Annotated in this window: 10 protein-coding genes; 5 read left to right on the top strand and 5 right to left on the bottom strand. The window is 67.4% G+C overall.

From position 1 onward, the window contains the following. The first annotated feature begins 21 nt into the window (after positions 1-21). The 4 genes from ACFSXZ_RS29000 to ACFSXZ_RS28985 all read left to right on the top strand — a co-directional run bounded on the left by ACFSXZ_RS29000 (position 22) and on the right by ACFSXZ_RS28985 (position 4,001). Complete coding sequence (locus tag ACFSXZ_RS29000) at positions 22-1,080, top strand: replication-relaxation family protein (RefSeq protein ID WP_378268408.1); 1,059 nt, start codon at positions 22-24, stop codon at positions 1,078-1,080. Positions 1,081-1,090: 10 nt separating this feature from the next. Beyond that, complete coding sequence (locus tag ACFSXZ_RS28995) at positions 1,091-2,056, top strand: C40 family peptidase (RefSeq protein WP_378268407.1); 966 nt, start codon at positions 1,091-1,093, stop codon at positions 2,054-2,056. A gap of 567 nt (positions 2,057-2,623) precedes the next feature. Continuing rightward, positions 2,624-3,511: a MarR family transcriptional regulator gene (locus ACFSXZ_RS28990; protein WP_378268406.1), complete on the top strand. Its 888-nt coding sequence runs from the start codon at positions 2,624-2,626 to the stop codon at positions 3,509-3,511. A gap of 259 nt (positions 3,512-3,770) precedes the next feature. Next, positions 3,771-4,001, top strand: coding sequence for a hypothetical protein (locus ACFSXZ_RS28985; protein ID WP_378268405.1), 231 nt, complete (start codon positions 3,771-3,773; stop codon positions 3,999-4,001). Between the two features lie 239 nt (positions 4,002-4,240). On the opposite strand, the gene ACFSXZ_RS28980 is transcribed toward ACFSXZ_RS28985, so the two are convergent. From ACFSXZ_RS28980 to ACFSXZ_RS28965, 4 genes are all read right to left on the bottom strand, one after another. Next, a complete protein-coding gene (locus ACFSXZ_RS28980; RefSeq protein ID WP_378268404.1) occupies positions 4,241-4,840 on the bottom strand; it encodes a hypothetical protein in 600 nt (199 codons plus the stop codon). Positions 4,841-4,899: 59 nt separating this feature from the next. Further along, on the bottom strand, positions 4,900-5,139 hold the full coding sequence (locus tag ACFSXZ_RS28975) for a hypothetical protein (protein ID WP_378268403.1): 240 nt from the start codon (positions 5,137-5,139) through the stop codon (positions 4,900-4,902). Positions 5,140-5,227: 88 nt separating this feature from the next. Further along, complete coding sequence (locus ACFSXZ_RS28970) at positions 5,228-6,982, bottom strand: hypothetical protein (protein ID WP_378268402.1); 1,755 nt, start codon at positions 6,980-6,982, stop codon at positions 5,228-5,230. A 57-nt stretch (positions 6,983-7,039) separates the two neighbouring features. Further along, positions 7,040-8,233: an AAA family ATPase gene (locus ACFSXZ_RS28965; RefSeq protein WP_378268401.1), complete on the bottom strand. Its 1,194-nt coding sequence runs from the start codon at positions 8,231-8,233 to the stop codon at positions 7,040-7,042. An 837-nt stretch (positions 8,234-9,070) separates the two neighbouring features. Between ACFSXZ_RS28965 and ACFSXZ_RS28960 the strand changes: the two genes are divergently transcribed. Continuing rightward, the gene (locus ACFSXZ_RS28960) at positions 9,071-9,511 is read left to right on the top strand and encodes a winged helix-turn-helix transcriptional regulator (RefSeq protein ID WP_378268400.1); all 441 of its coding nucleotides are present in this window, start codon (positions 9,071-9,073) and stop codon (positions 9,509-9,511) included. A gap of 77 nt (positions 9,512-9,588) precedes the next feature. Here the strand turns inward: ACFSXZ_RS28960 and ACFSXZ_RS28955 are convergent, their stop codons facing one another. After that, positions 9,589-12,549, bottom strand: a complete 2,961-nt coding sequence (locus ACFSXZ_RS28955; RefSeq protein ID WP_378268399.1) for a BTAD domain-containing putative transcriptional regulator — start codon at positions 12,547-12,549, stop codon at positions 9,589-9,591. Positions 12,550-13,031 lie beyond the last annotated feature (482 nt).

Genomic DNA, 13,031 nt, shown 5'->3' with positions numbered 1-13,031 from the left:
ACTGGCGAAAGGTTCCTGGCCATGATTACCAACCCGACCAAGCAGCGCGAGTTGCGAGGGCACAAAGCTCTCCGCCCGACTCCGCGCATGGCCAACACCGCCGAGCATCAAGCAACGCTTGCGCAACGGCTGACCGCACGGGACCGGTGGATCATCCGGATGCTGCACGAACACCGCGTGCTCACCGCCCACCAGATCACCGCCCTCGCGTTCCCGTCCTTCCGCAGCGGACGCCAACGCCTCCGCGAGCTCTACCTATGGGGAGTGGTCGACCGATTCCAGCCGTTCGTCTCGGTCGGCACCGCACCCATGCACTACGTGCTCGCCCCCGCCGGCGCCACCATCCTGGCAGCCGAGGAGGGGGTGGAGGTCAAAGATCTCGGCTACCGTCACCACCGCGCCTTCGGCATCGCGCACTCCCTGCGCCTCGCGCACACCGTCGGAGTCGCCGACTGGTTCACCGCCCTCGCCACCACCGACCCCACCCGAAACAGGGCCCTGTGTGCGTGGTGGTCGGAAACCCGCTGCGCCCGCCACTTCGGCGACCTGATCAAACCCGACGCCTATGGCCGCTGGACCGCCGAGGGCAGCGAGATCGAGTTCTTCCTCGAATACGATTTCGGCACCGAACCCCTCACCACCCTCGCCGCGAAACTCACCGGCTATAGCGCCCTGGCCGAAGCAACCGGTATCAGCACCCCGGTTCTGGTCTGGTTGCAGACCTCACGCCGCGAGGCCACCGCCCGCCGGCTCCTGCACCAAGCCTGGCACCAGCTCGACAACCCCCAGTCGGTGCCGGTCGCCACCGCCACTGCCGAACTGCTCAATCCCCAGGCGCCGCATCCGAGTCCTGCCGGCGCCGTCTGGTTGCCTCTGGACCACCACTCGGGCCAGGTCAATCCCCGGCGGGAACTCCATCGGTTACCTGAACTCTGGCCGCACCTTCCTGCACCGAGCACGGACAGCGCGTCGGGCGGAGGCCCCGTGCTCGCGCTGGACTCTCCGCGACCCCTGTTGGGTCCGGCGCCGGCGCCGCTGCCACCGGCCGCCTTGCGTGGTCCGGACGCAGGACGGCGGTGAGTCCGCAGTGATGACCAAGGTCGGCTTCATGGTGGCGGGGGCGCTCCTGTTGATTCCCGTACTGATCGCTGCCGGGGTTTCCGGAATGATCTCCGCGGTCTTTGGCAGCAGCGGCCCCGGCTGCACCGTTGAGGGAAACACCTCTCTTGCTGCGGTGACGGGCTTCGATCGGGTCCAGGTGGCCAATGCGGCCGTCATCGTCGCGGTCGGACACCAGATGCACGTCCCCCGCCACGGCCAGATCGTGGCGCTGGTCGCGGCGATCCAAGAGTCCGGCCTGATCAACCTTGATCACGGGGACCGTGACAGCCTGGGCTTGTTCCAGCAACGACCGTCCCAAGGCTGGGGAACCCCGGCCCAGATCATGAATCCCGCCTATGCCGCCACTCAGTTCTACCGCCACCTGCTCGCCATCCCCGGCTGGCAGCAACTGACCGTCAATGACGCGGCCCAAGCCGTCCAAGCCTCCGCCACCCCCGACGCTTACGGCCCGCACCAACAGGCCGCGCTCGACCTCCTCGCCGCCGTCGAGGGCGCCCGCTGCACCACGAGCGAGGCCGGTGACGGTGACTGCACTGCGATCCAGGCGCCCAACCCGGCCGCGCTCGTGGCCATCAATTATGCGTGTGGGCAGCGGGGACTTCCCTACTTGTGGGGTGGCAACGGGCCCCAAGACGGCGGGTTCGACTGCTCCGGACTCACCGCAGCCGCCTACCGGGCCGCCGGAATCACCTTGCCCCGCACCGCCGACGCCCAATTCCATGCAGGACCCCGCGTACCCGACGGTCAACCGCTGCTACCCGGGGACCTCGTCTTCTACGGAACGCCAGCACATGTCCACCACGTCGGCCTCTACCTCGGCGCAGGCATGATGATCGACGCGCCAGACGAAGGACAAGCTGTGAAGACTGAACCCTACCGATACCGGGGAGACGACTTCGCCGGCGCTACCCGGCCCAGTACCGTTGCGGCATAACGGTAACCACGTGCGGCCAGCGGTCGTCCACGTCACCGGCCGATAGGCCGCAGGGGAACGGGTAGCCGTTATGAGTATGTGGCGTCACGGCGCCAGAGGGTGTTCTCGCGGCGGCGGATAAGTCGACGCCGGATTCGTCCTGCGGCCGTGCCGTTGTGAGCGCGGCCATAACCGCGCTTGAATCCGTAGGCACGGTAATACCCGTCGTCGAAGTGGTCGCCGTCCACGTTGAACGCGCCACGGTTGCGGCGGCAGGCGCTCATGCCCGGCATGGAATCCTCCCCTTGATGTGTGTCTGCGGGGTTCCATCAACGCTCGATCAATGGGCTGATGTCAAGAACGCCTTCTCGGCGTTTCGCCGATCCTGCCGGGTTTCGCCACCTATCCCGCGTTGCGGCGACTGTCCACACGAGACGGACGTCTTCTTTGCTGATTCAGCTTGACTTCGTGGGCGAAGGAAGCGTCCATAGTGATGTGGCCCGACGGACCGGCAGCGCACCGGTGGCCACACGTTGCCCCGGCCGGGGCATGACCACCCGCAGAGACGAGACCGCGAATGGAGGAGTCATGCCCAGCAAGACCCGCACACCCCGCACACGCAAACCCACCCGCACGCTCCGGCCGGTTGACCACCAGGCCGGCGAGCAGGCCAATGTCGTCGCGTTCCGCACGACGGCCGAAGACAAGCTGTGGGAGACACTGCATGCCCACCCCAACGCCACTACCGCGGAACTGTCCGCCGCGGCGAAGATCGGCAAGTCCACCGCCCAGAAGATTCTCGTCCGGTGGGCGGCCGACGGCAGTGTCGCCCGCACATCCGGAATCGCGGCAGGAGGCCGCCGCGCCCCTGACCTGTGGTCAATCGCCGACATCGACCCCGCGACCGACAGTGCCGACACCGCAACCGATACCGAGACTGAGGTACCGCCGGAGCCGAGTCCGGTCGAGACCGTCCCAATGGATCCAGCGCAGGAGGCAACTCCGGCCCCGGGTGAGGCCACCGTGACCAGCACCGAGGACGCCATACCGACGACCGAGGACACGACCTTGCCAGCAGAACCGGAGGGCGGCGACGGTGAAGAAGACACCGTCGGCAGCGAAGCCGTGGATCCGGCTGAGGCCACAGTCCCCGGCGCGGCCGACCTGTTCGCCGACCCCGAGGCCGGTAGCGCCGGAGCGAGTAGCGCGAGCACGGCCGATGTGGGAACGCACGGGCGCGATGGTGGACGCGTTCAGCGGCTTTTGCCGGGTGCGTTGCGGGGAATGGTCGAGGACTATCTGCGTGATCATCCCGGCGAGGAATTCGGCCCGGTCACCATCGCCCGGTCGCTGGGAGGGAAATCCTCGGGAGCGGTCAGCAACGCACTGGACAAGCTCGTGGCGGCGGGCACCGCCGTGAAAACCCAGGACGCGCCACGGCGCTACGCACTCGCTCCCACCGAACCCGCGCACTGACCTAACCCGACGGCCCGAAATTGGTTGTTCCCCAACGGTGAACCCGTTGGGGAACAACCATTTCACGTCTCACCCGGCGAGAAGTCCCGGCCCCTGGGCACCCGGCAGGCGGTGGGCGCGGTGTCGACCGCCATCTGCTGTGGCGGGCCGGTCCTTGCGCGGTGGTGCCGTTTGCACTGGATGGCGCGCGGCGGCGTTGTGGTGCGGCTGAGCGCGCCTTGCCGGGTGGTTCATTGCCAGGCACGGCTACGGTCCGGGCGTGACTATTTCTGGTGAACCGCCCGCTGGCGCCGAGCCGGGGCGGTATCGGGTATTGCTTGTGGAGGACGGGATTTTCCATGAGCGGCTGATCGAGGCACCGGACGCGGTAGCTGCCGCACTACGCGCCGAGGAACCCGACGACACGAACGTGACACATTTGCTGGTCATGCCGGAACGGTCCTCGCCACGCTATCCCCAGTGGCGGCGAGCCACCCGCGATAGCGCGTGAAAGGGACAACTCGATCGGTCTCAGGATGCCGAGCCCCGCGGCGGCGCGCCGGAACCGCGGCCGGCCATCCCGTCACAGTAGGGCGGCCGTCCATCGTCGGCTGGCTCTGGCGCAGGTTCGCCACGGTGCCGATGGCGTGTCGATCCCGGGTCCAGCGTCGGCTGGACCCGGGATCGGGGTGGGGTAAGCCGGACGGCATCGCGCCAGTGTCCGAGGCGGACCTCGCCGGTTCGCGGCGTTTACCCGAGTTTCGCGTTGGCGGGGTGGACGAAGTCGCACTCGGCGTCGCATTCCTGGGCGCCGGTGCTGGTGATGAACGGGCAAGCGTCGCGGTGTTGTTTGGTGAAAGTGACGCTGCCGTCGTGGTGCTCGAGAATGTGCAGCGCGCCGCCGTGCGTCTGTGCCCAGGCGATGTCGTCGGGGTCGATGCGGCGTTCCCCGTCGTAGCTGTAGGTGACGGCCAGCAGGGCGCTGACGGCGTCGCGGACTCGAGGCGACAGGCCCGGTGTGGACGTTGTGAGTGTGGCTGGTGGGGCGGTGAGGATGTCGGCGGCGCGGTGCAGGAGCCGGTCGGCGATCGGGCTGAGGACCGCGACGGGGTCGGTGGTGGCGTGCGGGGCGTGGGTGGAGTACCACCAGTTGCTGGCGGCGTCGGCGATCAGGGGGGTCCAGGTGAGGTGGTCGTTGAGCACGTCGACCACGGCGATGCTGTGGTCGAAACGGCCGCGCTCGACGTGAGCCCGCAGGGTGTGTCCGGCGATCTCCACGATGCGGGTGTAGTGGTAGGCGGTCGCGGTCAGGCTGGCGGTCTCGTCTCGAGTAGTGATCACAGCAGTCACAGCGGGTCTCCTCGAATCGCTGGTGGTGTCGGTGGCGCGGTCGGGTGAGGTGGGTTCGGTCACCGCGCCCACCCCAGGGCTTCGGCGGCGGGGGCGGGGAGGTAGCCGGTTTGTTCGCCGATGCCCAGCCACACCACCGGCGAGGCGTCGCCCTCGTGATGCGGTGCGGCTACGACATCGGCGAGGGCGTACACCATGGGGTGGCCGGGCTGGGTGGCGCAGCGGAGGGGAAGGTCGGGTTCGTACCGCTGAAGGGCTGTGAGCAGTTCGCCCACGGTGGTGATGTCGTTGTGGTGCATGGTGTCCTCCCTGTTCGGGCGTTCGGGCGTTCGGGTGTTCGGGATGGGGTGGTGCGGGAACGGCCTGGGGTGCCGTTCCCGCACCGGGTTAGTGGGTGGTGCGCAGGGCGGTGGTGGCGGCGCGGCCGATGGTGCGGGCGGTGGCGGCGGGGTCGGTGAGGTGGTGGACGGTGGCGCCGTCGAGCGGCGCGTCGGCGGGGTGGGTGATGAGCCACAGCACGCCGCAGCCGGTGGCGCGCAACCGGTTGAGGCGGTGTTGCCCTTCGCGGCGGGGCCGGTCGCGGTATTCGCCGTCGGACACGATGACCAGCAACCGCGCGGCCCCCGGGGTGGACAAGCCGAGGGCGCCGTCGAGGGCGTCGAGGGCGGTGGGGATGTCTTCGTAGTTGTCGTTGCACGCGAACTCGGTCACCTGCCCCGGGGTGGCGCCGGGGTGGGTCAGGGGGCGGACGTGGTTGCCGAAGATCACGCTTGCCGTCTGGGCGGGCACCCGCGTGTGGTGGGCGGCGTGGGCCAGGATCCACGCGGTCGAGGCGACGTGGTCGCGGGCCCATTTCATGCTGCCGGACACATCGCAGGCGACCCCCAACCGCAACGGCGGACACGGCACCGGCCTACGAGTCGTACGGGTGAACGGCTCGGCGGTCGGAATAGCTCCGGCGGCGCGTTGCGCGTCGGCAGCGAGCGCACCCCGCATCCGCAACCGTCCCGGCGGCACCACCGAGGTGGATTTCACCGCCACCCGGTCACGGATCCCGGCGGTGTCCAGCGCGCGCCCCAAAACCCGGGCCGCGGTGCGTTCCTGGGGCGTGGGCGGGCGGGTGCCTGCGAGCGCTGTTTTGCCGGTCCGGCTACCGGCTGAGGTGAACACGCGGCGGGAGGCGCGCCGCGCGGTTTCGCGTGCGGTGGTGTCGTCGGCGTGTGCGGCGGCGGCGCGGGTGGCGGGGTCTTCGGGTGCTGTTTCGTGGGCGACGTTGGCGGCCACGTCGGTCAGCACCGCCTCGATCGCACCCGCCAACGGCGACGGTGCACCGGGCTCGCCCGGGTCCCCGGCTGTCCCGTCGGGCGAGGTGCCCGGGGCGGCGGGCGGGTTGTGAGGGTCGGTGCCGACGATCTCGCACCATTGCCGCCCAAGCTCCAGCATCGCGTCACCGTCATGGTCGGCCGTGCCCAACGCCGCACGCCACACCGCGCGAAGCTGGTTCAGGGTGTCGGTGCCGAGCACGTCCTCGACCACCCGCGCCACGGGGGCGACCTCGGTGTGGGTGAGGATCCCGGCGTCGGCGCGTCCCAGCAGGAGGGCGGCGGTGTGGGCGGCGTCGGGGCGGGTCAACCGGGGTGCGTGGGTGGGGTCGGTGAACAGGTGCAGGTCGGCGGCGACGATGTCGCGGGCGCAGGCGCGGAGCCAGTGCCGGTCATCCGGGCGGCGCGCGACCTGGGCCGCTTCCATGCGGGGTTCTTCCAGCAGCAGGGCGGCGGCCACGATGCCGGGCGGGGCGTCGGGTGGGGGTTGCCAGGTGGTGTGTTTGGCGTGGCCGCATTCGTGGGTGAGCGCGCCCCAGGTCGCGGCGTAGCGGGCCCGGTCGCTGATCACTTCCGGCGCCACGGTCGCGGGGTCGACTTTGAGGTGGTTGCCGTCGACCTCGATCAGCGCGCGGGCGGGGTAGAAACACGCCGGGGCACCACCCCCGGCGCCCGGGGCGATGGTGACGACCAGGTCGTCGCGGTCGGCGATCACCGGCACCTCCTCCCCCAGGGCGGCCGACAGGGCCAGCCATTCCGGGCGGGAGGGCAGCACAGCGGTACCGGTGGCGGTCGGGTCGGTGGTCAGATGCGTTCCCATGGTTCGTGTGTCCTTTCTGGACAGTTCGGGTGGTGGATTCGTTGCGGGTGATGGGTGTTAGATGCGGGTGCCCAGGGCCAGGGGTGCGAGTTCTTTGCCGAACACCTGACGCACCACAGCGGCGACGGTGGGCCGGTCGTCTTCGGGGGCGGTGCCGATCAGGTTTCCGGCGGCCGCGTCTGCGCCGAGGACCTCGGCGATTTTCTGGAACGCCAGCAGTTCCCGCAGTTGCGGCGCCCACCCGACCTCGCCCTTTTCGTGGCGGGTGGCCAGATTCCGGGCGATCTTCACCGCCCGCTTGTCGATGTCCAACTGGGTGGCGAGGTCGTAGTCGGTGGACACGTGGATTTGTGCGGCGAAACGGGACGACAGGGCATCGGTGAGGACCGCGCCATGCACCCCGGGGTTGTGCCCCGCCACCACATAAAACCCGGGCGCGGCGTCCACGATCTCGCCACCGTTGGCCTTCACCACGATTTGGCGCCGCCCGTCCATCGCCGGATACACCACGGCGAGCACGGTCGGCGGAATCAGCGTCGCGTCATCGATGAACAACGTGCGGCCCTCACGCATGGCGCGCACCAACGGCCCGTGGATGAACACATACCGCCCATCGCCGGTCTGGGTGTACTCACCCACCAGATCCGCGACCGTCGTGTCCCCATCACCCTGCACGGTCAGCAAATCCGGGAACGCCGCCTCCACCACGCTCGTCTTTCCCGTGCCAGGCGGCCCGTACATGAGCGCGGCCACCCCCGCCTCACGCAACTTCCGCAACGCGGTCACATCTGGGATGCCGGACAACAGGCGCGGGTGATAGTCCGTGCCGTTCGGGCGCGGTACCGGCCCGGTCACTACCACCGACGCCGCCGGGGTCGACAGACCGACCACCGTTGGCGTGCTGGTGGTCGTGCGGGGTCGGCGGGTTCGGGGTGCCGAGGGGGCTCGCCCGGGCGTGATGGTGGCTGCGGCCGCCGATGACGTGGTCGGGGTGGCCCGGTATTTCAACGGCATCGTGGAGAAGACTTCCGCCTCACCCCGCTCGGCCAGCACCTTCAACGCATTCGCGACCGCGCCGGAGGACCGGCCCAAAAACTGCGCGATCGCGCGCGGCGTGAAATCCCACCCCGCGTGATCAGCCAGAGCCCGCGCGACCATCGCGCGCAACTCACCATTACGCAACCGGCCCACCGACAACGCGGGCGAGGCAGCGGAATCGTGGGCGGTGGTCGGGGCGGGTGGCGTGGTCATCGCGGGCGGTCCTTTCAGGTGGCACGGAACGGGTTACCGGATTGCTGTCACCGGACATGGATCGCGCCAGGTGCGGTATTCGATGTGATTTCCGGTTTCCCCGGTGACAATTCAATTATGACTCCGCCACCAGCGACTCGCAACGGAAAATGGCCAGTTTTCCGTACCCTTTCGGGGGACATTGCAGACTATGGAACCACTACCCCGACGTCCATCCGGATAACCATTTCTGCAAAACAATGGACCATCGGTGAATCTGCCGGTTTTTATATCGCACTATGAGAATGAAGTGAGATGGAGTGAATTGCCTTTCATGATGAATTAATTAATGGTGGAGGTGATAAGTGGGATCAAGGTCGAGAGGTGAGCAGCACCCAGGGTCAGGGCAAGGGGTCGCCCGCAGCGCCAGCCCGCCCCGATGTGTTCACCCGCTTGCGGGCAGGCGAGTCTGGGACACCAACGGATCCCCTTGCAGAACCCGTGACCAGCCGGAACGCTGGGCGTAGAGGGTGGTCGTCTAACGTGATCCCCCACCTGAACTACATCCTGATCCCCAACCTGAACCCCCGGTGGCAGCGGCCCTCGGTCGTTGGCGATCTTGGTGTCAATCAACCGCCTGAGGGATGTTGCGGGGTGATCTTGAGTAGAAATACTCTGTGGACGTTGAGCCGTTCGGAGTAGCGTGGAACTCGCGATCATTGCGACGCAGGGAGGCAGAGCGTGGTTGTGCGGTCGTGTCGGGCACGCGCGACCGGTGGACGGAAAGCCGGGGGGACTCGGCCGAGCTATGGAGCAAGCGGCACGGCGAGAACGTCGAGTCGTGTGCAGGGAGGGCACATGACCATGGACACGGGGTTGCTGCGGCAACTTTACGACCTGAAGCAGTTATTCAACGACAAGTGGGCGCCCGCGATTGTGGTGACCCTTGCCCGGGGTGAGATGCGGCGAGCTGACATTCTTTCCACGATCAACTCTTTTTCCTATGGTGAGGAATGGTCGGATAAACAGAAACCACTACACGATAGCATGTTGGCGCGAACCCTCAAAAGAATGACCGGAGAGGGTCTTTTGCTGCGAACTCGATCCGACTCGCGAACTTTCCCGGTTGAAGTCTATTACTCACTGACACCACCGATGCAAGAGTTCTTGGGCTTGCTCGGACCGGTTGCGGAGTGGGCACGGCGCCATGAGGGCCTCATCGCCCGAGCCCAGGCTTATCGGCGCCACGTCGCTCATGACGAAGACAGTTCGACCAGGACTGACGATCCGGAAGAATGAATTCCAGGTGATCCGTAGCAACGGGCATCCTGACCGGGCAGGCTATGCCGGCTGACACGCGCCGTCGGTCGTGGCTGTCACGGTCGGCTTGTGGCGTGTCCTCGCGGAGCGTTATCCGCGGCCTGCTGCCGTGCGCCCAGAACCGTGTGGTGGCGTTGCCTCAGCCGGGTGGCGAGCGCGATGGCGTGCTCGCTGGGCGTCTCGTCGATCTCGGCGAGTCGAGTGGTCAGTAGAGTCAGCGTTCGCGTGATGGCGTCGGACTGCCCGAGCCGTTCCTGCAGTCGCATGATGTCGCGGTAGACCGCTTCGTTGTGCGGATCGAAGGCTCGCGCTATTTCAAGCAGGTCGAGCGTTTGCTGTGGATCGTCCTCGACCAAAGCTCGCGCTAACGCGGCAACCGCGTCGACGGCGTCGCGGCGGGTAGCTTCGCGTGCGGGGTCAATCCAGTGGGCTGACATGCCCTCGGCAAGGGTGCCGCCATAGTTGTCGATCACCGCGCGATAGGCGTTGGTACGCGCAGTTTCGGTTGTCGCGGCACGGCGCGCGGCCACCGCGCTTGCGAAGCGCCAGTAATCCACGCGCACGATCGCCGGATCAAACCGATAGCGGCCGCTTCCCGTCAAAACGATTTTGCGTACCGCACCATCGGTAGCAACGGCAACTGCATGGTGCATCCGGGAGAGAGTGGTGTGCAATGCGTTGGTCGGGCGGGCCGGCATGTCGTTCTTCCACAACGCCGACACGACGGCATCGCGGGTGATGCCGTCAGGGTGTAGCCCCAGAAGCACCAGCAGTTCCATGGTCTTGGGCTGCAAGACATCGGTGATGTCGCGCTCCGGCAGTCCGGCGTTGGTGGGGGCGTTGGGTTCTGGGTGCCACAGTACGCGCGGCGCGCCCATGATCGAGATCGTGATCGGTACGGCAGCCGGCACCACGGTGGCTTCTTGACCTTCTGCCGGTTCGGCCATGGATGTGCTGTCTTCGTCGGATTTCGTGGGTCGTTCGTCTGCCGTAACGGTGCTGGGGCCGCCCGGTGTGGCCGTCGGATGGTGAAGGGCTTCGCGTTCCGGTCCGGGCGGAGGTTCGTGACTGGACGACAGGATTTCCAGGTCGGTATCCGGGGAAACCGGGGGCGGGAGCGCGGCCGTAATTTCGAGTTCGGTGTCCGAGGCGACCTCCGCGTGGACGTGGTCGGTGGTTAGGCCAGCGTCGTCGGATGCTGCGGTGGGTAGCTCCTGCACGATCTGCGACCAGCACGCAGTCGACTTCTGGGGTACAGGGGTTTCGGCTTGCCGCAGCAGAGTCAACAACTCGGAGGTGTGGTCGTTACCAAGGCGGAACATCCGGGTCCCGCGTAGTGCCTCGCCGATTCCAGGGCCGGTCGCCGAGACGGTGCCGTCCTCCCGGACGTAGGCGGTCACGCCGGGCTGCCACTGACCGAGCAGGAGCCCGGTGATGCCGAACGGCGCTCCGTTGTCCAGGATCGCCTGCAACCGCTGACGATGCTCCGGCGGACGTGTCACCAGCACCAGCGGAGGCCACGCATCCGGACTCGTGTCCTGGTCGCCGTCAGCCGCGGCCCGTACCAAAATCTCTGCCTCCAGCGCATCAAGCGCTACACCGACGTCAGCGACGACGCGCAATGCTGCAGGAAGTTGCGCTTGGGCGGCTCTACGGCCTAGCACATCAGCCAGGTCAGCGGCTGAGATGAACACCATGGTCCCGTCCGGCGGGAATGTTCCTGCCGGACGGCAGGTGGTACCGGTCAAGGTGGATACCAGCAACGCGCGGATCGCCGCCGGTGCACCCGCTCCGAGGAGTCCGAGACCGCGAGCGGTCGCAAGGTCCAGGGCGATCTCACGTCCGTCTCGGACGCCCAGCCCTGGAGTCAGACCGGTGCCGGACGTGTTCCCAGGCTCACCGATCACGAGAGGGGGAGGCAGCGGGACCTGTTCATGGCACCCGGTGCCGTCCTCGTCTGGGTCAATGTCATCGTCGTGTTCGGTACGTAGGTGCGCCAGGCGCAGTTGGTAGACCGTCGGTGCCACGGGTAATTGGCTGCGGTCGCCACTGCCGGGCCGGTATCGGCTGTTGTAGCGGCGACGGGCGACCACCAATGCTGCGCTGATCGCCGCCACAAGGCCGAGGCCGACGAACAGTTCCGGACCCCAACTGAAGCTCGGTTCCTGCGTCGGCGACGGTGGCGTGTTCGTGCGCGCTGCGTGCGCTGGTGGTGTAGGGGGCTGAGCGTGACTTGGGGTTGGTGCGGTGGTGGGTGCAGGACCGGTCGGTGCTGTGGCGGCGGGATACGCCGGAGCCTGCGCCGGGGATATCGACACGGCCGCGTCGGAGGGTAGGAAGAGTTCCTGGCCGGGGAAGATCAAGCTCGGCCGGGTGAGCGTACGGCCGCCTGGTTGAGGCTTGTCCTTGTTGAGGTTGAAGATCTCCGGCCAGCGGGCGCCGTCGCCGAGGGTGCGTGCAGCGATCCGCCACAACGAGTCGTGCACGCCGTTTTGAGGTGCCAACACGACAACCGATTCCGGATGCGGAGGTGTGCTGACGGTGTCGGAGTCCCCGCTGACGGTCGGAGTAGCGAAGGCCAAGGTGCGGACGGTCTCTTCGACGGGCGCAGTGTTCTGCCAGGTTGGGGCGGTCGCCACAACCTGAGTGCCGTTACCGAATAGGGTGACGGGTGAGGCCACCAGTGGCGCCGCTGGACGATTCCCCAAAACCGACATCACGATCGCGCCGATCAGGACACCCGCCAACGCGTGCGGGCCTGCAGAGGACAAGTCCAATGACCGGACAGCGTCGACGCCATTGAGTGCGACATCCGCCGCGCAACGCAGCACGTCGAGGGTGAAGGCGGCCCACGTGATCCAGCACAGGCACGCGAGGACGTCTATCAGGAACGTGGTGGTCATCGGGCCGAGCAACACTCCCTGGACCTCCGCCCAGGTCGGGATGTGGTCAGGCAAGGGCCAGCCGATGTAGTGCCATGATGCCCATGGCAATCCCGCGACGAGCGCGAGCAGCACGGCTGCGGCGATTAGACCTCGCAGAAGTCGGCCGACGAACCGCAAAGTGCCGGCCAGCGTCCGCCAAACGCGACGACTGGGACTCGGTCGCCGTATCGGCTGCTGACGTGATAAGTGCGTCATGCCGTGCCCGATTCGTCGGCCGTGCATGATGCGACCGCGGCGCCCGCTTGACCTACCACGAGTTTTGGCGATGGGGCTCCACGGCCGGCTGTCGGTGTCGTCGCCGGGGATCGCCGTTTCCTCGTACCGGACACGTCGGAGGCCGGCCGTTTCGGCTTGGCGCGAGTTGTCTTCCGGTTGGTGGTTGCCGTGAGCCAGTGCGTGAGGTCAGCGACGGGGATGTCGGTGAACTGGGCCAGTTCGTCGACGTCGATCACGTCTTGGGCGGTGGCCAGTAGGTCGCCCAGCTCTCGTTCGACGTCGCCTAGTACTGCAACGGCACTCGCTTGCTCCGTAGTGGATCATGGCGTCGTGGTGGT

It is taken from the genome of Amycolatopsis pigmentata, assembly GCF_042684065.1.
Lineage (GTDB): Bacteria > Actinomycetota > Actinomycetes > Mycobacteriales > Pseudonocardiaceae > Amycolatopsis_E > Amycolatopsis_E pigmentata.
This window is presented reverse-complemented; position numbering and strand designations above follow the sequence as displayed.